This is a genomic window from Rathayibacter sp. AY1H2, from assembly GCF_002931985.1.
Classification (GTDB): Bacteria; Actinomycetota; Actinomycetes; order Actinomycetales; family Microbacteriaceae; genus Rathayibacter.
On the sequence record NZ_PSUV01000015.1, the window covers coordinates 33,413 to 54,439 of the forward strand.

A 21,027-nucleotide genomic window follows, 5' to 3' on the forward strand; every position below is an offset into this window, starting at 1 on the left:
CCGCGCGCCACGGCCCCATTGTGGCCGCCCGGAGAGCAGCCCGGACAGCCGCCGGGAGGGTGCGGCTAGCGGCCGGCCTCGTGGATGTCGCGCGCCTTGGTGACCTTCGCCGGGTCCACCGGGTTCATGCCGAGGACGATCTTGCCGCGCGAGTGGCGCTTCTCGAGGTCGTCGAAGGCGTCCTGCACCTGGTCGAAGGGGTAGAAGCCCGAGACGAGCACCCGCAGCTTCTGCTCGCCGACGAGGCCGACCAGCTCGCCGAGGATCTCGGTGTCGCGCTGGGCGGTCTCGGCGTCGGGCCAGACGGCGCGCAGCTCGATCTCCTTGCGGTCGTCGCTGGAGTGGAAGCGGCCCGCCGCGATGCCGAGCTCGTCGGCGAGGGCGTCGTTCTCCCCGCCGAAGTTGTCGAGGAACACCGTGACCCCGCCGGGCGCCGCGGCCCGGATGCGGTCGGCGATCCCGTCGCCGTAGACCACCGGCTTCACGCCGATCTGGCGGAGGTAGTCGAAGTTGCGCTCGCCGCAGGTGCCGATCACCGTCGCGCCGCGGAGCTTCGCCAGCTGGATCTCGAGGCTGCCGACTCCTCCGGCCGCCGCGGAGACGAGGACGGTGTCGTCGGGTCCCACATGCGTGGCCTCCAGCGCGCGCCACGCGGTCACTCCGGCGAGGAACAGCGCGCCGCCGACCTCCCAGCTCACGGAGGCGGGCTTGGCGACGAGGTTGCGGCGCGGCACCACGACGTGGGTCGCGTGGGAGCCGACGAGCGCGTGGCCGACCACGTCGCTGCGGAGCTTGATGTCGGTGACGCCCTCGCCGAGGGCGACGACGACGCCCGAGAAGTCGGTGCCCTGGCGCATCGGGAAGGCCGCGGAGTGGTCGGAGTCGAACTGGCCCTGCCGGATGAACGCCTCCATGTGGTTCACCCCGGCGGAGAGCACCTCGACCAGCACCTCGCCCGCCCCGGGCTTCGGCCGCTCGACCTCGACGATCTCGAGGACGTCCGCGTCGCCGAAACGGCTGTACTGGACGACGCGGGCGGCGGTGGGGCTCAGACGGGACATGCGCTCATCATCCGCCCCCGCCGCCCGAAGCCCCCGACCCCCGAACGGGGGCGTGCGACTCAGGAGGGGTCGCTCGGGCAGTACAGCTGGGTGCGCGGACCGGAGCGGTCGATGACGTGCTCGGACATCGGCCGACCGCAGAGCGGGCACGCCTGCCCCGCGGGCGCCTCCTGCTCGGGCTGGTCGTACGGGCCGAGCGGCGGCGGGCCGATCCAGGGGAACAGCCGCGCGTTGAAGCGCTGGTAGAGGGAGCCGGTCTTCTTCCGCGTCATATCCTTAGTGTACTAACCATCAGGGCACGATGAGAGGATGACGCCGTGGAAACCGACCCGCTCGCCCTCCAGAACCAGGTCTGCTTCTCCCTCGCCGTCGCGGCGCGCACCGTCATCGGGCTGTACCGCCCCGTGCTCGAACCGCTCGGACTCACGCACCCGCAGTACCTCGTGATGCTCGCGCTCTGGGAGCGCAGCCCCCGCTCGCTCGCCGACCTCGGCTCCGCCCTCCGCCTCGAGCCGGCCACGCTCAGCCCGCTCGTGAAGCGCCTGGAGGCGAGCGGCCACGTCACGCGGGCCCGGAGCAGCGACGACGAGCGCCGCCTCGACGTCGCGCTGACCCCCTCCGGAGCGGCCCTCCGCGAGCAGGCCCTGCAGGTTCCTCCGCAGATCGTGGAGCGGCTCGACGTCCCCCTCGAGGAGCTCACCGCGCTCCGCGACAGCCTCACCGGCCTGATCGGAGCCGCGACCCGCGACGGCCGCTGACCCCCCGCTCGGGGCGCCGGCCGCGAGCACGCCGGCCGCCGCTCCCCGCCGCACCGGGAAACTCCCGGTCACAGCGCGGGATCAGCCTCCGCTCGGCCCGCTCCCGGCCGTCTTGACTGCCCCCTCGTACGGAGTAGTGTCATCGCTCGTGACACACGAGGGCCCCCCGTCCGCCGCGGACGGATCGTCGGCCGACGCGACCGAGCTGCGCACCGCCAAGCACTTCTTCATCGGCGAGCCGCTCCCCAGCGACAAGCTCGAGGGACAGCTGCTGCAGAAGCGGCTCGCGCTCCCCATCTTCGCCAGCGACCCGCTCTCCTCCGTGGCCTACGCGCCGCAGGAGCTGCTGATGATCCTGCTGCTCGGCGGGCTCTCCTTCCTCACCTTCGCCCCCTGGGTGGCCGCATGCGTGGTCGTCCTCCTCGTCGTGGTGGTGCTGAGCTACCGCCAGCTGATCCGGGCCTACCCGTCCGGCGGCGGCGACTACGAGGTCGCCCGCACCAACCTGGGCGAGACGGCGGGCCTCACGGTCGCCGCCGCCCTCCTCGTGGACTACGTGCTCACCGTGGCCGTGTCGGTCGCCTCCGGAGTCGACAACATCATCTCCGCGGTGCCCGAGCTGGCGCCGCTGCGGGTCGAGCTGGCGATCCTCTTCGTCGTGCTGCTGGCGGCCGTGAACCTCCGCGGCGTCTCGGAGTCGAGCCGCGCCTTCGCCGTCCCGACGTACCTCTTCGTCGCGAGCGTCTTCGTGATGGTCGTCGTCGGCCTGGTCCGCACCGCCTTCGGCGACACCCCGGTCGCGGAGTCGGCGGGCTTCACCGTGCAGGGCGAGCAGCTCACGCAGGCGGCCGTCGTCCTCCTGCTGCTGCGCTCCTTCGCGAGCGGCTGCGCGGCGCTCACGGGCGTCGAGGCCATCTCGAACGGCGTGCCCGCGTTCCGCGCCCCGAAGGTCAAGAACGCCCAGCGCACCCTCGTCGCGATGGGCACGATCGCGATCGTGCTCTTCGTCGGCCTGACCGCCCTCGCCCTGCTCTCGAACGTGCACTACGCCGAGAACGCCTGCCACCTGGTGGGCTTCGCCGACTGCGCCACGACCCCGCAGCGCTCCGTGATCGCGCAGGTCGCCGCCGCCACGTTCGGCAACAACACGATCCTGTTCTTCATCATCCAGGCCGCGACCGCCGCCGTCCTGCTCCTCGCGGCGAACACCGCGTTCAACGGCTTCCCGCTGCTGGGCTCCGTGCTGGCCCGCGACGGCTACGCGCCCAAGTCGCTGAACACCCGCGGCGACCGCCTCATCTACTCCAACGGAGTGATCATCCTGGCGCTCGTCGCCGCGATCATCCTGCTCGTCTACCAGGCCTCGCTCACGAGCCTCGTGCAGCTGTACATCATCGGCGTCTTCGTCTCGTTCACGCTCGGGCAGTCGGGCATGGTCAAGCACTGGGTGCGGATGATCCGCAACGGCGAGGGCTCGCGCACCGTCTACACGAGCCTGGCCATCAACCTGTTCGGCGCGACGCTGACGTTCGCGGTGCTCGTCGTCGTCACGATCACGAAGTTCACCCACGGCGCCTGGCTCGTCTACCTGGTGATGCCGATCCTCGGCGTCCTGATGGCCGGCGTCTACCGCTATTACCGCGACGTCGAGAAGGAGATCGAGGTCGACCCGACCACGACCTTCGGCGCCAACGGCGACCACGCGATCGTGCTGGTGGGCCGGATGAACAAGCCCACGCTGAAGGCGCTCGACTACGCCATCGCGGCGCGGCACGAGACGCTGGAGGCGGTGCACTCCTCCATCGACGACGCGCAGACCGCGCAGCTGAAGGCCGACTGGGCGCAGATGGACATCGAGGTGCCGCTGCGCTGCGTGGCCTCTCCCTATCGCGACATCTCGTACCCGCTGATCAAGTACATCAAGGCCCACCGCCTCGAGCACGGCTCCGAGATCACGACGGTCTACATGCCGCAGTACATCGTCGGGCACTGGTGGGAGGCGTTCCTCCACAACCACAAGTCGCGGCGGATCCGCCAGAAGCTCCTGCTGGTGCACGGAGTGACGGTGGCGCTGGTGCCGTGGCTGCTCGACTCGTCCGAGCTCATCTACGGGCGCCGCTCCCGGCCGATCCCCGGCCAGACGCGCCGCGGCGAGCCGGTGCGCCCGGTGACCCGCCGCCCGATCCCGCCCGCGTCCTCGCTCCCCCAGGGAGCCGCCGGCGAGGGCGCTCCGCGCATCCCGCAGCGCCCGGCCGCGCAGAACCGGCCGCGCTCGAAGCGGCGCTGAGGCGGCGGGAGCTCCGAGCCGGCGGGGGGCCCGGAAACGGGTAGAGGGCCCGCGGCGTGTGCCGCGAGCCCCCGATTTCCCCTTAGTGCCTTCCCCCGAAGGCGGCCCGCCCCAACGGGCCGTGTCCGACGCTATCGGTGGGCTATGCACCGGCGCATCCTCCTCGCGACGGATGCCCGTGCTCCCTTGAGACGACAGGCTCGTCCTCCGTCGTCTCAGACGACGGCCCCGCGCACCCCTCGGCCGGTGAGCCACCAGACCGCCGCGACGGCGACCGCGGCCGCCGCGCCGCCGCCCACGAGCAGGATCGCCGCCCGCACCACGTGGGCCCGGTAGGCGGCGTCGAGCGGATCGATGCCCGCCCCCGCCAGCACGATCCCGGCGGGCACCACCGCGGCCGCGAGCACCACGGCCGCGGCCGCGATGCGCACCGGCTGCCGGCCGTCGGAGCGGAGCTTCCGGGGACGGCGGCCGACGTACCAGACCACCGCGCCGATCCCGAGCCCGAGCAGCCCGAGCACGCCGCTCGCGTACTGCGCCCATCGGAAGCCGGGGAAGGGCCCGAGCTCCTGCTGCAGCAGCGGGATCGCCGAGACGAAGAGGCCGCCCCGGTGGGTGAAGCCGTCCCACATCACGTGGCTGGCGGCTCCGATCGCGATACCGGCGGCCGCGAAGACGAGCACGCGGATCCATGCGGCGGCCCCGCGGGGCGGCGAGCGCCGGGGACGCAGGCGCGAGCGGACCAGCGCGGGCGCGAGGTCGCGCCAGGCCGGAGCGACGACCGCGCTCCACAGCGCGAGGCCGAGCATCCCGAGCAGCAGGTCGACGGTGACGACGCCGAGGAGGGAGTGGGTGGACTCGCGGGCGACGGCGATCGGGAGGTACATGCCGATGTCCGGGACCATCGCGCCGATGGCGACGGCCGCGGCCGGGATCCGGCCGTTCGAGAACGCGAGCGCGACGACGGCGTGGCTCGGCGTGAAGGGCATGACACGCACGCTATCCCGGCGACGCGACCGGCGAGTGTCCGCGTCGCGAAGCGCACGTCACCGATCGCGGTCCGGCTCCTGGGCTCCACTCCGGTGCGTCGGCCTCCCGGGGCCGGCGGTCAGCCCGAGGAACGTGATCCCCAGGACGAGGAACACCGGCCAGACCGGATTCCCGAGGACCGCGAAGACCGCTCCCGCCGCGAGGAACAGCGGACCCGTGACCGCGTTCCAGCGCCGGGACGCCTCCTCCGACGACATCCGACCCGAACCCTTCCCGTCCTGTGCGCGCACCATCCCTCGACGCTAGGTCGCCTCCGCGGGGCCCGCCTCCCCCGCTCGGTGGAGCCGCGCGCTCGGGGAGCTCCGAGCGCGGCGACCGTAGAATCGTCCGGAAGTCCGGCCCTCCGGGCCCAGCGGCGACGGATCGGAGCGGGTGTGCGGAAGGCGTTCGCGATCCTCCGCCTGGCCCTCGCCGGGCTGGGCGCGGTCGGACTCGTCGGCGACTTCTTCTACACGCTGGGCTTCCGCGCGTTCCAGATCGACAACTTCTTCGCCTACTTCACGACGCAGTCGAACATGGCCGGGGTCGTGGTGCTGGGCATGTCCGGCCTGGTCGCCCTCGCGCGCGAGCGGGAGCCGCGCTGGCTCAGCACCGTGCGGGCGCTCGTGCTCACCTACATGGTCGTGTCGGGGATCGTCTTCGGGCTGATCGCGGTGGAGGCCAACAACCGCGGCGTGCGGGTCGACGTGCCCTGGTCGAGCGCGCTCCTGCACTTCGTGATCCCGACGCTCGCGATCCTCGACTGGATCCTCGGACCCGGCCGCCGCCCGGTCGCCTGGCGCGGGGCGCTGACCGTGCTCGGCTTCCCGATCGTCTGGGGCGTCATCACCCTGGTCCGCGGGGCCCTCATCGGCTGGTACCCGTACTTCTTCCTCGACCCCGGCCAGGTCGACGGCCCCGTGATGTTCGTGCTCTACGACGTGATCGTGCTGAGCCTGATCTCCGGCATCGCCGCGTTCGTCCTCGCGCTCAGCCGGGTGCGGCCGCTCGGGGCGGCGCACGCGTCGGAGTGGAGGGGCCCGCTGGCGCGGCTCCGCGAGCTCGTCAGCCGGGGACGACGGCGAACGGCTCGAGCGCCGTCTGCGCGAGGGTGACCAGCTCGTCGTCGCTGAGATCCTGCAGCGAGAGGGCCTGATCCGCTCCGACCAGCCCGACGAGCACCGCCTCGCCGGTCGACGGCTGGAGGTTGAGCCACTCGGTGATGCCCGCCTCGGAGCCGACGAGCGACCAGCGCGCGGGGGCGTCGGCCTCCCAGAACGCCTCGTCGAAGCGCAGCCACAGCGTCTCGACGACACCGGAGCCGAGGGCCGCGACGGCCGCGCGCTGCGCGAACGGGAGCGGCGGGTCGAAGGCGATCGCGTCCGTCTGGAGCACCCCGATCGGCACGGTGACCAGCACCCGGTCGGCTGTGAACGACTCGCCGGTGCCCAGGCGGATGCTGACGCCGGTCTCCGTGTAGCCGATGCCGCTCACCACGGCGCGCAGCGAGACCTCGACGTCGGCGAGCAAGGTGTCGACCAGCGGCGCGAGCCCGTCGGTCAGCAGCGCGTCGCCGGAGTCGTCGCTCAGCTCCTCCGCGGTCGTGGCGGCGGAGGCGTCGCCCAGTCCGTACCAGGAGGAGAGCTCCTCGGGAGCGGCGCCGGTGCGCAGCGCGGTCGTCCCGGCGAGGTGCGCCGCCACGCGGGCGGCGTCGCCGTCGCCGGAGCCCGGCTCGGCCTCGGCGGGATCGGGCGCTCCGGAGCCGGCGAACGACTCGGCGAGCGCCAGGTCCTCCGGCTGCTCCGCTCCCCACTCGAGAGCACGGGTCAGGGCGTCGGCACCCGTGGTGCCGGTGTCGAGAGCCGCGCCGTCGGCGTCGCTCGAGCGGACGTCGGCGAGGTCGACCGCGGTCGTGACCACGCCCGCGTCCGCGATGCTCTCGCGCAGGGCGGCTCCTGCGCCGGTGAGGGCCCATGCGCCGGTCTCGACGGCGATCGGCCAGCCGTCCGGAGTCGCGGTGGCGATGCGGCCGCCGGTGCGCTCGCGCGCCTCGACCACGGTGACGTCGAAGCCCGCGTCGGACAGGCGCCGCGCGGCGACCGCTCCGGCGAGACCGGCCCCGATGATCGCGATCCGCTCGCCCTCGTCGGCGACGGCGCTGATCTCGGCGGCCGCGCGGACCCCGGAGCTCCAGGCGCCCTGGAGCGTGCCGGGCGCCTCCGTGTCCGTGGCCTCGCCCGCGAGGAAGACGCGGTCGAGGACCGCGGTGCCCAGGTCGGTGCGGTGCTGCGGCGTCGCGCCGACGGGCAGGTAGGAGACGGAGCCGAGCGCGTACGGATCCTCGGCCCAGCCGGAGCGCACGAAGGCGGCCGGCGCGGGGACGGCGGTGGTGCTCGGCGTGGGCACGGGGGCCTTCGTGACCGAGCGGGTCGGCGTCGGACGCGACGGCGTGCAGCCCGCGAGGGCCAGGAGCCCGACTCCCGTGGCGGCTCCCGAGAGGAAGAGGCGGCGTCCGATCGTCATCCCGGACATCCTACGTTCTCGGCGTTCGGCCGGGGCGGCGCGGTGCTGACCCCACCCGGGCACGCGGCCCACTTCGAGGTGCTGGGTGACGGCGGGACGGCGAGCGGATAGCGTCGGGGCAGCACGGACCGGACCGCGGCGACGGGGGACGCGGCATGGACACGACACGGACGCGGACCGCGACGACGACGGCCGGGGCCCCTCCCCGCAGTCCTCCTCCGACACGGCTCCATCGAGCAGACCCGGGCGGTGCTCGCCCGCCGGACGGCGCAGTGGGCACGGGACGACCTCAGCAGCTGGGTCGTCCGGCTGCGGAGTCCCGAGGGCGGCGCGGACGGCGCGATCGGGATCGGCGGATGCAGCCTCCTCGCCGACACGGCCTGGAACGTCGCGTTCACCGTCCATCCGGACCACTGGGGCAGGGGGTACGCCCAGGAGGTCGCCTCCGCAGGCATCGCGCGGGCGCGGCGGCTCCGGCCGGAGCTCCCCGTGACCGCGGTCGTCGCGGAACGGAACGAGCGATCGCACCGCACGGTCGCTCGACTCGGTCTCGAACAGAGGTGGGCGGGCCCGGACGCGCACAGACCCGACCCCGCGGCTCGCATCGTGCTCTCCTCCGACCGCCTCCTCTCCGATGACGAGATCGGCCGCCTCACGAGCTGAGGGGCGCCGCGTGGCGCTGATCGCCGCCGGCAGCCGCGGGCCCGAGACGCCTGCGCGAGACCGCGACGTCACGTTCCGGTGCGCCTCCCGGCCCCATCTTTCTTCCCGGCGGGCGGCGCTGCGCACGAGTGGGTGGGTGGGCGGCACTCGCGCCGACCCTCCTCACGATCGCGCTCGGTGGCCAGCCGGCGAGTCGGGGCAGGAAGGGCGCGGAGGTACTCGCCGGACCGGGCATCCGAAGCCGGTCGCCGCGAGGGGCGTTAGCGTCGTCGGATGGCGAGCATCACGTACCCCGCGCCCCTTCGCGTCGGAGGCCGGGTGGAGGTGCCCGCGCCCTCGATGGGAGTCCCCGCGCACCTGCACGACCGGCTGCAGGACGCCGCGCGCCGACTCGGCTCGGCGGGCTACGACGTTCGGCTCAGGCCGCACGCCCTCCTCGGCGGACTCGCTCCGGCGTCCGCCGCGGATCGGGCGGCCGACCTGCACGACGCCTTCCGGAGCGGGGACGCGGTCCTTCCTCCGTGGGGCGGCGAGCTCGCCGTCGAGCTGCTGGAGAGGCTCGACTGGCACGCCCTCGCGGAGGCCCGGCCCTGGTTCGTCGGCTGGTCGGACGTCTCGACGCTGCTCCTGCCCCTGACGACGACGACCGGGCTCGCGACGATCCACGGCGCCAACCTGATGGACGAGCCGTGGGAGCTGCCGGTCGGGTTCCACCGCTGGACGGAGGTCGCCGGCCTCGAGCCCGGAGCCGCGTTCACGCAGCACGCCGCGCCGCGACGCCGGAGCCGTCCGTGGGGTGCGTGGGCGGACGAGCCGCTCGACCGCGATCGGGCCTACGAGGAGCCGACCCGCTGGCGCTCGCTCGACGGGTCAGCGGACGCGGCGATGTCCGGCCGCTTGATCGGCGGATGCCTCGAGACGGTGTCCCTGCTCGCGGGCACGCCCTACGGCGACGTTCCGGGCTTCGCTCGCCGGCACGCGCCGGAGGGCACCGTCGTCTACCTGGAGGCGGCCGGGTCCGACTCCGTCTCGGTGCTCCGGATGCTCACCTCCCTCCGCCTCGCGGGGTGGTTCGAGCAGGCGACCGGCGTCCTGATCGGCCGGACCGAGGGCGCGTCCCTGCCCGAGCTGAGCCAGGAGGACGCGGTGCGGCGCGCTCTCGGCGACCTCGGTGTGCCGGTGATCCTCGACGTCGACACCGGGCACCAGCCGCCGCAGATGCCCCTGGTCAACGGCGCGCTCGCCGAGATCGCGCTGAGCGGGCCGACGGCCTCGATCACACAGCGGCTCGTGCCCTGACGGCGCGTGCGGAGAGATCCCGTCGAGCAGTGCCACCGCCTCGCGGCCCGGTCGTTGCCGCTCCCGGCCCTCCTCCGCCCGCCGAGCGCAAGGCCGAGCGGCGGGGAGGCACCGAGTGGTAGACCTGGGGGCATGAGCAACGACATCCGCGCACTCGCCGAGGGCGAGAGCTACCTCGCCTTCTTCCAGGGCGGGCCGTTCGACGGCCAGACCGAGAACCGCGTCAGCACCGAGGGGGGCTACGAGAAGGAGGTCGACGTCTACGCCGCCGTCGACGGCCAGGAGACGCACCTCGTCTACAACGCCGTCTCCGCCAAGGAGGTCGGCGAGGCGGTCCACGTGACCTACTCGATCGACACGCCCGACTCCGACCCGATCGAGGACCCGGAGGACCGCGGCGGCGGATTCCAGTAGTCCGCACCACCCTTGGGATGCCGCTCCGGCGTCGCGCTCAGCGCGGCCGGGGCGGCATCGGCATATGAGGACGCGCCACTCCGGGGACGACGCCTCCCGCCGCTCCTAGGATGATGGTTCCTCACTGTCTCGGCCGATTCAGGTCCGCGTTCCTCGGGAGCCGCCGTGTCCGATCCGCTGATCCACCCGATGCCCCTCCGCGGCGACTCCGCCCGGCACTGGCTGCGGGCCCGCCACGCCGAGGCCGGGCCCGACCCCGCCCTCGCCGTCACTGGGCAGGAAGCGGCCGCCGAGGGCGTGCTCCTTCGCCGGATCTGGCACACGGCCGGCACGATCGACTTCCGCCCGAGCCCCCGCGCCGACCCGGGGTCGGTGGTGCTCCTGCTCCCGCTCGAGGGCGCGTTCACCGTCGCCAGCCGGGAGGAACGCGAGTTCGTCGGCCGCGGCACCCTCGCGGTGCTGCCCGCCCGATCGGGAGCGACGATCAGCACGAGCGCTCCCAGCTCCCGGCTCGTCCTGGTCGTGCGGCCCTCGGGCGACGCGGATCCGCCCGCCGGCCTCACCGTGGTCTCCTCCCCCGCGGCACCGGTGCTGGTCGCCGCCGCGAACGCGGTGCTCGACGCCGGGCTGCCCATGAGCCCCGGGCTGCACACCGCGCTGCGGGGCCTCGCCGCGGCCGTCGTCGCGGAGTGACGGGAGCTGTCAACCCTCCCCGCCCCGGCCATCCGCTCGCAGGGACGTCCTCGAACATCGAGTGACGCCGATCGTCGGCGTCGGAAGGAGCACTCGCCATGGCCGAGATCACCGCCCACCACGGACTCTTCAAGGACACGGACCTGCACGTCGACGACACCGGCGGATCGGGCCGCCCCGTGGTCCTCATCCACGGCTGGCCCCTCTCGGGCGAGTCGTGGAAGGAGCAGGTCCCCGCGTTCGCCGAGGCCGGCTACCGCGTCGTCACCTACGACCGCCGCGGCTTCGGGCGCAGCGACAAGCCGCTCACCGGCTACAGCTACGACACGCTCACCGAGGACCTGCACACCCTCCTCACCGAGCTCGACCTGCAGGACGTCACCCTGGTCGGCTTCTCGATGGGCGGCGGCGAGGTCGCCCGCTACTTCACGAAGTACGGCGCCGATCGCCTGCACAGCGTCGTCTTCGCCTCGGCCGTCCCGCCGTACCTGATGAAGACGGACGACAACCCGGACGGCCCGCTCGAGAAGGCGCAGGCCGCGCAGATGACCGCGGGCCTCACGAAGAGCGAGGACGACTTCTACGACCAGTTCACCACCGACTTCTTCTCGGTCGACGGCGTGCTGAAGGTGACGGAGGAGCAGCGCCAGGAGGCGATCGCTCTGGCGAAGCAGTCGGCCAAGCACGCCGCCCTCGCCTGCATGACGGCGTTCGCGACCACCGACTTCCGCGAGGACCTGCCCAACGTGTCGGTGCCCGCGCTCGTCATCCACGGCGACGGCGACGGCACGGTTCCGTTCGAGGGCTCCGGCGCCCGCACCCACGCGGCGATCCCCGGCTCCGAGCTGCACGTCGTCCACGGCGCCCCGCACGGAGTGACCGTGAGCCACCCGGAGGAGTGGAACCGCGTCGTCCTGGAGTTCCTCGCGAAGTAGCGGCGGCACTCCCGCATGCTGGTCGAGCAGCCCCGCAGGGGCGTATCGAGACCCGTCGCACGGACACGGATCTCGATACGCGCCCTGTGCGCTGCTCGATCAGCAGGAACCGGTCACCCACGCGTGATGCTCGCTCAGCAGGAGCCGGAGCCCCCGCGTCAGCCCTTCTCCGCGCCCCCGGTCGTGTTCATGATCCGCCACTGGAAGACGAAGAACAGCACGGCCACCGGGATCGACATCAGCACCGCGGCCGCGAGCTGCAGCGGGTACTGGTTGCCGGTGCCCAGCTGCTGCCCGCTCTGGAGGCGGCGCTGCGCTGGCTCCGCGACGACGGCGACTCCGACGGCGACGGGTTCCTCGAGTACGTCGACACCACGGGGCACGGCTTCGCCAACCAGGGCTGGAAGGACTCGGGCGACTCGATCCAGTGGCGCGACGGCACGCTCGCGGAGGGTCCGATCGCGCTCCGCGAGGTGCAGGCCTACGCCCACGAGGCCATGGTCGGCGGAGCGGCGCTGCTCGAGCACCTCGGCCGTGACGGCTCGGAGTGGCGCGAGGCGGCGTCGACGCTGAAGGCGCGCTTCGCGGAGGCGTTCTGGATCGACGACGCCGACGGCGGCTACCCGGCGATCGCGCTCGACGCGGCCGGGCGCCCGGTCGACACGATCACCAGCAACCTCGGCCACCTCCTCGGCACCGGCATCCTCTCCCCCGAGCACGCCGCCCGAGTCGCCGAGCTGCTGGTCTCCCCCGGGCTCGACTCGGGCTTCGGCCTGCGCACCCTGGACACCGGCTCGGGCGGCTACTGGCCGCTGTCGTACCACGGCGGCTCGGTCTGGGCCCACGACACCGCGATCGCCGTCGCCGGGCTCGCCCGGGAGGGCTTCGGGGCGGAGGCGACGACCCTCTCGCGCGGACTGATCGCCGCGGCCGAGGGCTTCGGCTACCGGATGCCCGAGCTGCACTCGGGCGACCCCGCCGCCGAGGTGCACGCGCCGGTGCCGTACCCGGCGGCCTGCCGACCGCAGGCCTGGTCGGCGGCCGCCTCCGTCGCCGTGCTGTCGGCGGCGCTGGGGCTCGCTCCCGGAGGCGACACCCTGGTCGTCGCGCCGCTCTCGCCCGCGCTCGCCGGGCGGATCCGCGTGGACGGGATCCGCTACCGCGGCTCCGTCGTGCCGGTGGACTGGGACGGCAGGATCTGAGGCGCCGCGCCGCTCAGGGCAGACCGGCTCAGGGCAGACCGGCTCAGGGCCTGCGCGCTCAGGGCAGGCGCGCCACGACCGCGCGCGCGATGCGCCGGCCCGAGCGGTTCGCCCCGATGGTCGAGGCCGTCGGGCCGTAGCCGGCGAAGAAGACGCGCGGATCCGTCAGCGAGGCTCCGTCGGCGACCGCGATGCCGCCCTCGCGCTCGCGCAGCCCGAGCGGAGCGAGGTGGCGCAGCTCCGGCCGGAAGCCCGTCGCCCAGATGATCGCGTCGGCGCGCGTGAAGGAGCCGTCCGGCCAGCGCACGCCCTCCTCCTCGATCGACGAGAACATCCCCCGCTCGTGCAGGAGCCCGCGCTCGATCCCGGCGACCACCCGGCGGGTGCGCTGCACGCCCGTGCCGCCGACGATGCTCGGGAGGGGCAGCCCGGCGCGGGCGGCGCGGTCCTGCTCGGCCACCGCCTCCACCGCCGACTCCATCGCCAGCTGCTCGCCGTCGTGGTAGACCACCGGTCGCCGCGTCGCCCACGTCAGCGAGCGCGCCACCCGCTCGAGCTCCAGCAGGAAGCCGATCGCCGAGGTGCCGCCGCCGACCACGAGCACCTGCTTCCCGGCGAAGTCCTCGGCGCGGACGTACTCGGTCGGGTCGATCTGCACGCCGCGGAAGCGGTCGCGCCCGGGGTAGTGCGGGACGAAGGGCGATCCCCAGGTGCCGGTCGCGTTGACGAGCAGACTCGCGCGCTCGACCGCGCGGTCGGACTCGACGACGAGCGGCGACCCCGTGTCGTGCGGCGTCGCACTCGTGACGCGCCGCACCGACTCCGGACGGCGGATCTCGAGACCGAGCTCCTCCTCGTAGCGCCCGTAGTACTCGCGGACCACGTCCCGTGCCGGTCGCCGCTGATCGGCCGTCCGGAACGACAGCCCCATCCGCTCCATGCCCGGGAGATCGTGCACGCGGTGCGCTGAGCCGAGCCGCAGGGCCTCCCAGCGGAACTGCCAGGCCCCGCCGGGCTCCGGACCGCGGTCGAGGACGATCAGGTCGCGCCCGGGGACGAGGCCGAGACGGCGCAGGTAGTAGGCCACGGACAGGCCCGCCTGACCCGCGCCGATCACCACGACGGGACGCGGTGGGGCGACGCTGTCCACGGTGCTCCTGACGCGGTCGAGGATGGGCGGCCGTCCGGCAGATCGAGGCCCGGGGTGGCGTGTCCCCCGTCTGCTAAACTACCGCGTAGATTTCAACTTTCCCTGTCTGCTCTTTTCCCCAGCCGGCTCACTGCCCGTCTGGCCTGTCATCGTGAGGGGGTCACCCATGGGGCGCGGCCGTCAGAAGGCGAAGAACACCAAGATCGCCCGTGAGCTGAAGTCGTTCAGCCCGGCGGTCGATTACAGCGCGCTCGAGCGCGAGCTCAGCCACCCGGACGAGCCGGACTACTCGAAGTGGATCGACGCCGAGGACGACGGCGACGACACGGACCTCGTCGAGGAGCCGCACCAGAAGCGTGCGTGACTCCTCTCGTGAATCGGGGCCGCTCCCTCGGGGCGGCCCCGTTTCACGTGTGGGCGACGATCCGGCGGGCGAGGGACCCGACCTGGAGCGCGGGTCGCTCGGCTGAGCACGTTCTCCCGCTTTCCGCCACTGAGTGCAGAATGTCGGTGCCCCCTGGGACACTGACCGGATGAGCACTTCCCCGCCCGCACGGCTGCCCGTGTGGCAGTCGGAGCGTCGCGGGAACGACCTCGACGAGGCGCGCGACTTCTACGCCGGCTCGTACAACGGCTCCGGCTTCCGGGCCGAGCGCTCGGTCGTGCCGTTCGCGTTCCGCTACACGACGACCGGGCCCGGGCCCGTGAGCCTCCACTCCGCCTCCTTCCTCGGCCGGGTGCGCGGCACGGTGGCCCCGAGCGACGTCTACGTCGCCCTCTGGCTGACCGCGGGGCGCGCCTCCCTCGACCTGGGGCGCGACGAGCACCGCCTCGTCGTCGGGCGCCCGGCCATGTTCCCGAGCGGCCGGCCCTTCGGCTTCGAGGCCCTCGAGTACCGCGACGCGCTCGTGCACTTCGAGGCCGCCCACCTCGAGGCGATCGCCGCCGAGCTGCACGGCACCGAGCCCGGCCCGCTGCGGTTCGCCCCCGTGGCGCGCGACACGACCGCCTGGTGGGCCGCGATCCGGCTCCTGCGCGACACCCTCGCCTCCGCGCACACGCCGACCGCGCTGCAGCGCGACGGCGTCGCCCGCATCGCCGCGCTCGCCGCCCTGCAGACCTTCGCCCACCGCATCGCCCCGCTGCCGGCCATGCCGCCCTCGGTCAGCGCGCGGCGCCTCCGCCGGGCCGTGGAGTTCGTGCAGGCCAACGCCGACCTGCCCCTCGGAGTGGCCGACATCGCCGACGCGGCCGGGCTCACGGTCCGCGGCGTGCAGCTGGCGTTCCAGCGCGCCTTCGGCGAGACCCCGCGGCACTACCTGCGCGACGTCCGCCTCGAGCGCGCGCACGAGGAGCTCTCGGCCGGATCGATCGGCTCGCTGGTGGTCGGCGACGTCGCCGCACGCTGGGGGTTCATCAGCGGCGGCCGCTTCGCCCAGCACTACGCGACGCGGTTCGGCGAGCTCCCGAGCGAGACCCTCCGGCGCTAGCCCCGCCGATCCCCGACGACGGTTCCGCCGAGGGGCGTTCGGGCGTACTGTCCGAGGACCGCCCGCTGCCCCGCGGGCCGCGTCGATGGAGCCGCGAATGTTCGAACCCGGAGGATCCGCGCGGCCTGTCGCGCGGATCGGCTACGTCACCGCCGCCCTGCTGGTCGGCGCGATCCTGGTGGGCGGCGCGGTCGGCGCCGCCGTCGCCCTGGTCCTCTACCTGCCCGGCGTCCTCGCCGCCGACGGCCCGCCCGGGCTGGTGAGCTTCGGCCTGCTCATGGGAGCGGCCTCCGGCGCGGGCATCGGAGTCGTCGGAGGCGCGGGAGCGGTCGCCGGCATGGTCGCGGTGCGCGTCGCGAGCCGCCGCGACGGCCCGTTCGTGCTCGGCACCAGCGCGGGCGCCGGCCTCGGCGTGCTGGTCGCCTGTGCGAACCTGCTCGTCAGCCGCGACGCCCCGACCTGGGCGACCGCTCTGCTCGCCACCGCGGCCGCCTGCGCGCTCTGCGCTGCGGGCTCGTGGCTGCTGACCCGGCACGAGCACTCCTGGGAGCGCGCGCACGCCGCACCGCGCTGATCCGCGGCGCCTCCGGAGGTCAGCCCGCGTAGGACCCGACCAGGCGGACCGCTCCGCCGTCGACGCCCTTCGCGCCCTGCTCGAAGCCCTCGAACCCGCGCGCGGCCGTCGAGACGCGGCCCGCGACCCACGACGGGACGCCCGAGCGCTCGAGGCGTGCGATCACGCCGTCGGCCGCCTCCGCCGCGACCACGGCGAACATGCCGATGCCGAGGTTCCAGGTGCCCTCGGTGCTCTCGAGCGTCGCGCCGGACATCCCGGCGAGCGCGCGGAACACGTCGGACGGGCTCCAGCTCGCCCGCTCGACCTCGACCCAGGAGCCGCGCGGCAGCACCCGGGCGAGGTTCGCCGCGATCCCGCCGCCGGTGACGTGGCTGATGGAGTGGACGGCCGGGCCGAGCTCGGCGTCGTCGAGCAGGTCGAGGAGGGGCCGGGTGTAGAGGCGGGTCGGCTCCAGCAGCACCTCGCCGACCACGCCGCCCAGCTCCTCGGAGCGGTCGGTGAAGCCGATGCCGCGCTCGGCGAGGATGTGGCGCACGAGCGAGTAGCCGTTCGAGTGCAGTCCGGAGGAGGCCATCGCCACCACGACGTCGCCGTCGCGCACGCGGTCGGCGCCGCGCACCTGGTCGGCCTCGATCGCGCCGACCGCCGCGCCCGCCACGTCGTAGTCGTCGGGTCCGAGCAGGCCCGGGTGCTCGGCCGTCTCGCCGCCGACGAGCGCGGTGCCCGTCTCGGAGCAGGCGCGCGCGATGCCGGCGACGATGTCGGCGATGCGGGCCGGGACGACCTTGCCGCACGCGATGTAGTCGGTCATGAAGAAGGGGCGGGCGCCGACCACGACGATGTCGTCGACGACCATGCCGACGAGGTCCTGCCCGATGGTGTCGTGCTTGTCGATCGCCTGGGCGAGCGCGACCTTGGTGCCGACGCCGTCGGTCGAGGTCGCGAGGAGGGGGGCTCGGAAGTCGCGGAGGAAGGAGACGTCGTAGAGGCCCGCGAAGCCGCCGACCCCGCCGAGGACCCGGCTGTCGTGCGTCGCCGACACCGCCGACTTCATCAGCTCGACGGCGAGGTCCCCCGCCGCCGTGTCGACTCCTGCGCGGGCGTAGCTGCTCGTCTCATCACTCACGCGACGACCCTACCGACTGCCCTCTCCCGCCGCGGCGCGGATCCGGGTCCGCCGCACCGGCGGCTCCCGCTCCGCGCCCGCGGTCACGCGTCCCAGGCCACGTAGTGCAGCTCGGCGCGGTCGCGGCTGCGGTGGAGGTCGAGGTAGGACCGGGCGATGACCTCGGCCGCCGCGTCCGGGTGGCCGCCGTCGATGAGTGCGGTGATCGCCACGTGGGCGGCGTAGACGCCCCGGGGCTCGAGCGCGCAGTGGAGGTTGAGGACCCAGTTCCGCAGGCCCCCGACGCAGTCGCCCTCATCGACGCCTGCGACCGCTCGATCGAGCTCGGCCGGGATCTCGTCGAGGCCGCCCACCGCGACGGATCCCTCTCCCCCGACTTCACCCACGACGACCTGATGGCCCTGCTCTGGATGGCGGGCACGACCAGCCGCGAGTCCGCGGCTCCGCAGGGCTGGCGCCGCGTCCTGGACCGCAGCCTCGCCGGAGCCTGGACGGCTCCGAGCAGCTGAGCGGCCGCGCGGCTCCCCGACCGACCGCCCGGCCGATCCGCCGGTCGACGCCGCCCTGAGCACCCCCGCGACCACGGATCCGCCCACGGCGAACCATTAGGGGATGAGTCCCCCGCGTGCCAGGATGGACCGTCAAACCCCCCTGCTATCCCCTTGGGAGCCCCTCCGGCATGTGCGGAATCGTTGGGATCGTGTCCTCCGGACCGGTCAACCAGTCCATCTACGACAGCCTCTCCCTCCTGCAGCACCGCGGCCAGGACTCGACCGGCATCGCGACCGCCGACGGCAGCACCCTGCACATCAAGAAGGCCGCGGGACAGGTCCGCGAGGCGTTCCGCACCCGCGACATGCGCTCGCTGCTCGGATCCATGGGCCTCGGCCACGTGCGCTACGCGACGAAGGGCAACGCCGAGCGCGAGGAGGAGGCCCAGCCGTTCTACGTGAACGCGCCGTACGGCATCATCCTCGTCCACAACGGCAACCTCACGAACACGCGCGAGCTCACCGAGGAGCTCTTCCGCATCGACCGCCGCCACCTCAACACCACCTCCGACACGGAGCTGCTGGTCAACGTGCTGGCGAACGAGCTGCAGGCCTCGATGTCGGGCCGCGACCTCGACGCCGACGAGGTGTTCGACGCCGTCGCCCGCGTGCACGAGCGCGTCGAGGGCTCCTACGCCACCATCGCGCTGATCGCCGGCGTCGGGCTGCTGGCGTTCCGCGACCCCTTCGGGATCCGCCCGCTCATCGTCGGCCGCCGCAGCAACACCGGGGCGCCGGACGACTGGGTCGTCGCCTCCGAGTCGCTCGTGCTCGAGGCGCAGGGCTTCGAGATCGTCCGCGACGTCGCTCCCGGCGAGGCGGTCTTCATCACCCCCGACGGCCGGATGGCCAGCCGCCAGTGCGCGAAGGATCCGCGACTCATCCCGTGCTCGTTCGAGTACGTCTACCTCGCCCGCCCCGACTCCGTGATGTCGGGCATCTCGGTCTACGAGGCGCGCCTGCGCCTGGGCGACCGCCTCGCCGACACCATCGCGCAGTACACCCCGGGCGGAGCGATCGACGTCGTCATGCCGATCCCCGACTCCTCCCGCCCCGCCGCGATGCAGGTCGCGCAGAAGCTCGGGATCGAGTACCGCGAGGGCTTCTACAAGAACCGCTACGTCGGCCGGACGTTCATCATGCCCGGGCAGGCGGTGCGCAAGAAGTCGGTGCGTCAGAAGCTCAACGCGATGTCGAGCGAGTTCAAGGGCAAGAACGTCCTGATCGTCGACGACTCGATCGTCCGCGGCACCACCTCCAAGGAGATCGTCGACATGGCCCGCGCGGCCGGCGCGAACACGGTCACCTTCGCGTCCGCCGCGCCTCCCGTGCGCTACCCGCACGTGTACGGGATCAACATGCCCTCGCGCCAGGAGCTCGTGGCCCACAACCGCCGCATCCCCGAGATCTCGGAGGCGATCGGCGCCGACCAGCTGATCTACCAGGAGGTCGCCGACATGAAGGCGGCGATCCTCGAGGGCTCGGACGTCACCGACCTCGAGACCAGCTGCTTCACCGGCGAGTACGTCACGGGCACCGTCACCCCGGAGTACCTCGACTGGGTGGAGCGCACTCAGCTGAGCTGAGCTCTGCACAGCGCCGGGCGCGGCGCAACGGGTGCCGCGGATCCCTGCGCCGCTCCATGATCGGAGGGTGCGCGGCCCCGCGCGCATGCACCCGAGGAGTCCCCCGTGATCTACCGAATCCTGCCGTTCCTGCTCACCTTCGTGGCCAAGAAGATCTCGAAGTCGCAGAAGGCCAAGCGCGCCGCCGCCAAGCGCCCGACGTCCACGACGAGCAGCAGCCGCCGCTCCTCGTCGCGCCGGGGACGCTGACGCCGCGGTCCCGTCCGCGAGCGCGAGCCGCGGGCGGGACACTCAGCGCAGGGCGGAGTGCCGCGGCCGCAATGCGGCCCGCCTCCGCCGGCTAGACCCGGTCGGACCCCGTCCGCGGTTCGTCCTCGTCGGACGTCGTCCGCGCGTCGGGCAGGGCCTCCTCGGCCACGGGCTCCTCGGCCGCGTCCTCGCGCTCGACGATCCGCTCGGCGGTGGTCCGGACGACCTTCCGGCCGACGACCCGGTCGAGCAGCACCACGACGAGCCCCGCGAGAGCGCCGAACAGCGTCACGAAGAGCAGCAGGCTGAAGCCGAAGACCTGCCCGCGGGAGAAGCCCTGCGTCTCGGGCAGCGCGAAGGTCAGCACGAAGGCCGCGATCGCTCCGAGCCCGACGCCGAGGGTCAGGATGCGCCAGACGCGCGGGGAGCGGCGGACGTCGACCTCTTCGCGGGTGACCTCGGGGCGGGCGGGATCGCTCATGCCTCCATTCTCCCCCGCGCGGGCGAGGGCGAGGCACCGTGATCGCTCAGAGCGCGTGCACGAGCCGGCCCGCCTGCGCGCGCAGCTCGCGGACGACGGTGCGGACCGAGAGCCGCTCCGCCCGGTCCGGCCGCATCAGCGCGACGATGTGCCGCACGGAGTTCACTCCGCGGAGCGGCTTCACCACCACTCCCGCGCCGCCCGCCGTGTAGCGCGGGAGCACCGCGATGCCCAGGCCCGCCGCGACGAACGCCTCGGTCACGCGGGTCGACGCGAAGCGCTGCTCCACCCGCACCGCCTCGCCGGACGCGGTCTCGATGTCCTGCATCACGCGCTCGAACGGGAACCCGTCCGGGACGCCGATCCAGGTCTCGCCGACCAGATCCGCCGCCGAGACCGTCGCCCGGTCCGCGAGGCGGTGCCCGGCCGGCAGGCCGATGTCGAGGGGCTCGATCATCAGCTCCGCCATCGCGAGTCCGCGACCGGCCCAGGCGCTTCTGCCGGTGGGCGAGTGGGCGAGCACGATGTCGAAGTCGGCGGTCAGGTCGGCGAACTCGTCGGTGCCGGGGTCCGCGTCCTCGCACTGCACGACGAGCCCCTCGACGCTCCGGAGCGCCACCAGCGCGTTCGGGAGGAGCATCTGGCCCGCAGTGGGGAAGGTCGCGATGGTGACCTCGCCGATCGGGTTGTTCTTGAACGTCTGCCAGACGGCGTCGGCCCGCTCGAGCGCGATCGCGATCTCGGTGGCGCTACGGGCGAGCTCGCGTCCCGCCGCCGTGAGCACCACGCCGCGGCCGGAGCGCTCGATCAGCGGCACGCCGGCCTCGCGCTCGAGCACCTTGAGCTGCTGCGAGACCGCGGAGGGCGTGCGGTGCGTCGCCTCCGCCACGGCCGTGATCGAGCGGCGCATCGAGAGCTCGCGGAGCAGTTCCAGCCGTCGCACGTCCATGTAG

24 protein-coding genes and 2 pseudogenes are annotated in these 21,027 nt (G+C 73.5%); 15 read left to right on the forward strand and 11 right to left on the reverse strand.

Annotated features, from left to right (window positions below; translation table 11 throughout):
* Window positions 1-65: 65 nt before the first annotated feature.
* Together C5C29_RS11725 and C5C29_RS11730 are read right to left on the reverse strand one after the other, a co-directional pair.
* Window positions 66-1,061 (reverse strand): NADP-dependent oxidoreductase, encoded by a 996-nt coding sequence (locus tag C5C29_RS11725; RefSeq protein WP_104223749.1) that lies wholly within the window; start codon window positions 1,059-1,061, stop codon window positions 66-68.
* Window positions 1,062-1,120: 59 nt separating this feature from the next.
* Window positions 1,121-1,333: a hypothetical protein gene (locus C5C29_RS11730; protein WP_104223750.1), complete on the reverse strand. Its 213-nt coding sequence runs from the start codon at window positions 1,331-1,333 to the stop codon at window positions 1,121-1,123.
* 45 nt (window positions 1,334-1,378) lie between these two features.
* Between C5C29_RS11730 and C5C29_RS11735 the strand changes: the two genes are divergently transcribed.
* Together C5C29_RS11735 and C5C29_RS11740 are read left to right on the forward strand one after the other, a co-directional pair.
* Entirely contained in the window at window positions 1,379-1,819 is a 441-nt protein-coding gene (locus tag C5C29_RS11735; RefSeq protein WP_104223751.1) for a MarR family winged helix-turn-helix transcriptional regulator, read from the forward strand.
* A 205-nt stretch (window positions 1,820-2,024) separates the two neighbouring features.
* Window positions 2,025-4,106 carry an APC family permease gene (locus tag C5C29_RS11740; protein WP_104223800.1) on the forward strand — a complete coding sequence of 694 codons (2,082 nt, stop codon included), beginning with the start codon at window positions 2,025-2,027 and terminating at the stop codon, window positions 4,104-4,106.
* Window positions 4,107-4,321: 215 nt separating this feature from the next.
* On the opposite strand, the gene C5C29_RS11745 is transcribed toward C5C29_RS11740, so the two are convergent.
* Together C5C29_RS11745 and C5C29_RS11750 are read right to left on the reverse strand one after the other, a co-directional pair.
* Window positions 4,322-5,095, reverse strand: coding sequence for a DUF4184 family protein (locus tag C5C29_RS11745; RefSeq protein ID WP_104223752.1), 774 nt, complete (start codon window positions 5,093-5,095; stop codon window positions 4,322-4,324).
* A gap of 57 nt (window positions 5,096-5,152) precedes the next feature.
* Window positions 5,153-5,389, reverse strand: coding sequence for a hypothetical protein (locus C5C29_RS11750; protein ID WP_146082242.1), 237 nt, complete (start codon window positions 5,387-5,389; stop codon window positions 5,153-5,155).
* Window positions 5,390-5,530: 141 nt separating this feature from the next.
* Here C5C29_RS11750 and C5C29_RS11755 point away from each other — a divergent pair, with 141 nt between their 5' ends.
* Window positions 5,531-6,250, forward strand: a complete 720-nt coding sequence (locus C5C29_RS11755) for a Pr6Pr family membrane protein (RefSeq protein ID WP_104223754.1) — start codon at window positions 5,531-5,533, stop codon at window positions 6,248-6,250.
* Here C5C29_RS11755 and C5C29_RS11760 read toward each other — a convergent pair.
* Entirely contained in the window at window positions 6,201-7,658 is a 1,458-nt protein-coding gene (locus C5C29_RS11760) for an NAD(P)/FAD-dependent oxidoreductase (RefSeq protein ID WP_181074944.1), read from the reverse strand. The genes C5C29_RS11755 and C5C29_RS11760 overlap by 50 nt on opposite strands.
* A gap of 231 nt (window positions 7,659-7,889) precedes the next feature.
* Here C5C29_RS11760 and C5C29_RS11765 point away from each other — a divergent pair, with 231 nt between their 5' ends.
* The 5 genes from C5C29_RS11765 to C5C29_RS11785 all read left to right on the forward strand — a co-directional run bounded on the left by C5C29_RS11765 (window position 7,890) and on the right by C5C29_RS11785 (window position 11,662).
* Window positions 7,890-8,321 (forward strand): GNAT family N-acetyltransferase, encoded by a 432-nt coding sequence (locus C5C29_RS11765; protein ID WP_104223756.1) that lies wholly within the window; start codon window positions 7,890-7,892, stop codon window positions 8,319-8,321.
* Between the two features lie 273 nt (window positions 8,322-8,594).
* Window positions 8,595-9,620, forward strand: a complete 1,026-nt coding sequence (locus tag C5C29_RS11770; RefSeq protein WP_104223757.1) for an LD-carboxypeptidase — start codon at window positions 8,595-8,597, stop codon at window positions 9,618-9,620.
* Between the two features lie 132 nt (window positions 9,621-9,752).
* Entirely contained in the window at window positions 9,753-10,034 is a 282-nt protein-coding gene (locus tag C5C29_RS11775; RefSeq protein WP_104223758.1) for an oligoribonuclease, read from the forward strand.
* 165 nt (window positions 10,035-10,199) lie between these two features.
* Window positions 10,200-10,727, forward strand: a complete 528-nt coding sequence (locus C5C29_RS11780) for a hypothetical protein (RefSeq protein ID WP_104223759.1) — start codon at window positions 10,200-10,202, stop codon at window positions 10,725-10,727.
* Between the two features lie 98 nt (window positions 10,728-10,825).
* The gene (locus C5C29_RS11785) at window positions 10,826-11,662 is read left to right on the forward strand and encodes an alpha/beta fold hydrolase (protein WP_104223760.1); all 837 of its coding nucleotides are present in this window, start codon (window positions 10,826-10,828) and stop codon (window positions 11,660-11,662) included.
* Window positions 11,663-11,820: 158 nt separating this feature from the next.
* Here the strand turns inward: C5C29_RS11785 and C5C29_RS11790 are convergent.
* Window positions 11,821-11,967 (reverse strand): annotated as a pseudogene (locus C5C29_RS11790) (carbohydrate ABC transporter permease); the annotation flags it as partial.
* Between C5C29_RS11790 and C5C29_RS11795 the strand changes: the two are divergent.
* Window positions 11,950-12,864: pseudogene (locus C5C29_RS11795) on the forward strand (amylo-alpha-1,6-glucosidase); the annotation flags it as partial. The pseudogenes C5C29_RS11790 and C5C29_RS11795 sit on opposite strands and share 18 nt — an antisense overlap.
* 58 nt (window positions 12,865-12,922) lie before the next feature.
* Here the strand turns inward: C5C29_RS11795 and C5C29_RS11800 are convergent.
* Entirely contained in the window at window positions 12,923-14,014 is a 1,092-nt protein-coding gene (locus tag C5C29_RS11800) for an FAD-dependent oxidoreductase (RefSeq protein WP_104223761.1), read from the reverse strand.
* Between the two features lie 166 nt (window positions 14,015-14,180).
* On the opposite strand from C5C29_RS11800, the gene C5C29_RS11805 reads away from it, so the two are divergent.
* The 3 genes from C5C29_RS11805 to C5C29_RS11815 all read left to right on the forward strand — a co-directional run bounded on the left by C5C29_RS11805 (window position 14,181) and on the right by C5C29_RS11815 (window position 16,078).
* Window positions 14,181-14,378: a DUF3073 domain-containing protein gene (locus tag C5C29_RS11805; protein WP_097167615.1), complete on the forward strand. Its 198-nt coding sequence runs from the start codon at window positions 14,181-14,183 to the stop codon at window positions 14,376-14,378.
* A gap of 169 nt (window positions 14,379-14,547) precedes the next feature.
* Window positions 14,548-15,504, forward strand: coding sequence for a helix-turn-helix transcriptional regulator (locus C5C29_RS11810; RefSeq protein ID WP_104327895.1), 957 nt, complete (start codon window positions 14,548-14,550; stop codon window positions 15,502-15,504).
* 97 nt (window positions 15,505-15,601) lie between these two features.
* Window positions 15,602-16,078 (forward strand): hypothetical protein, encoded by a 477-nt coding sequence (locus C5C29_RS11815; protein WP_104223763.1) that lies wholly within the window; start codon window positions 15,602-15,604, stop codon window positions 16,076-16,078.
* A gap of 19 nt (window positions 16,079-16,097) precedes the next feature.
* On the opposite strand, the gene purM is transcribed toward C5C29_RS11815, so the two are convergent.
* A complete protein-coding gene (gene purM / locus C5C29_RS11820; RefSeq protein ID WP_104223764.1) occupies window positions 16,098-17,207 on the reverse strand; it encodes a phosphoribosylformylglycinamidine cyclo-ligase in 1,110 nt (369 codons plus the stop codon).
* Window positions 17,208-17,290: 83 nt separating this feature from the next.
* Window positions 17,291-17,419: a hypothetical protein gene (locus C5C29_RS17540; protein WP_258062282.1), complete on the reverse strand. Its 129-nt coding sequence runs from the start codon at window positions 17,417-17,419 to the stop codon at window positions 17,291-17,293.
* 36 nt (window positions 17,420-17,455) lie between these two features.
* On the opposite strand from C5C29_RS17540, the gene C5C29_RS16830 reads away from it, so the two are divergent.
* From C5C29_RS16830 to C5C29_RS17170, 3 genes are all read left to right on the forward strand, one after another.
* Window positions 17,456-17,716, forward strand: coding sequence for a hypothetical protein (locus C5C29_RS16830; protein ID WP_104247385.1), 261 nt, complete (start codon window positions 17,456-17,458; stop codon window positions 17,714-17,716).
* A 170-nt stretch (window positions 17,717-17,886) separates the two neighbouring features.
* Complete coding sequence (gene purF, locus C5C29_RS11830; RefSeq protein ID WP_104223766.1) at window positions 17,887-19,344, forward strand: amidophosphoribosyltransferase; 1,458 nt, start codon at window positions 17,887-17,889, stop codon at window positions 19,342-19,344.
* Between the two features lie 105 nt (window positions 19,345-19,449).
* The gene (locus C5C29_RS17170) at window positions 19,450-19,593 is read left to right on the forward strand and encodes a hypothetical protein (RefSeq protein ID WP_181065538.1); all 144 of its coding nucleotides are present in this window, start codon (window positions 19,450-19,452) and stop codon (window positions 19,591-19,593) included.
* Window positions 19,594-19,684: 91 nt separating this feature from the next.
* On the opposite strand, the gene C5C29_RS11835 is transcribed toward C5C29_RS17170, so the two are convergent.
* Window positions 19,685-20,074 (reverse strand): hypothetical protein, encoded by a 390-nt coding sequence (locus C5C29_RS11835; protein WP_104223767.1) that lies wholly within the window; start codon window positions 20,072-20,074, stop codon window positions 19,685-19,687.
* Between the two features lie 46 nt (window positions 20,075-20,120).
* Window positions 20,121-21,023, reverse strand: coding sequence for a LysR family transcriptional regulator (locus tag C5C29_RS11840; protein WP_104223768.1), 903 nt, complete (start codon window positions 21,021-21,023; stop codon window positions 20,121-20,123).
* Window positions 21,024-21,027: the final 4 nt, after the last annotated feature.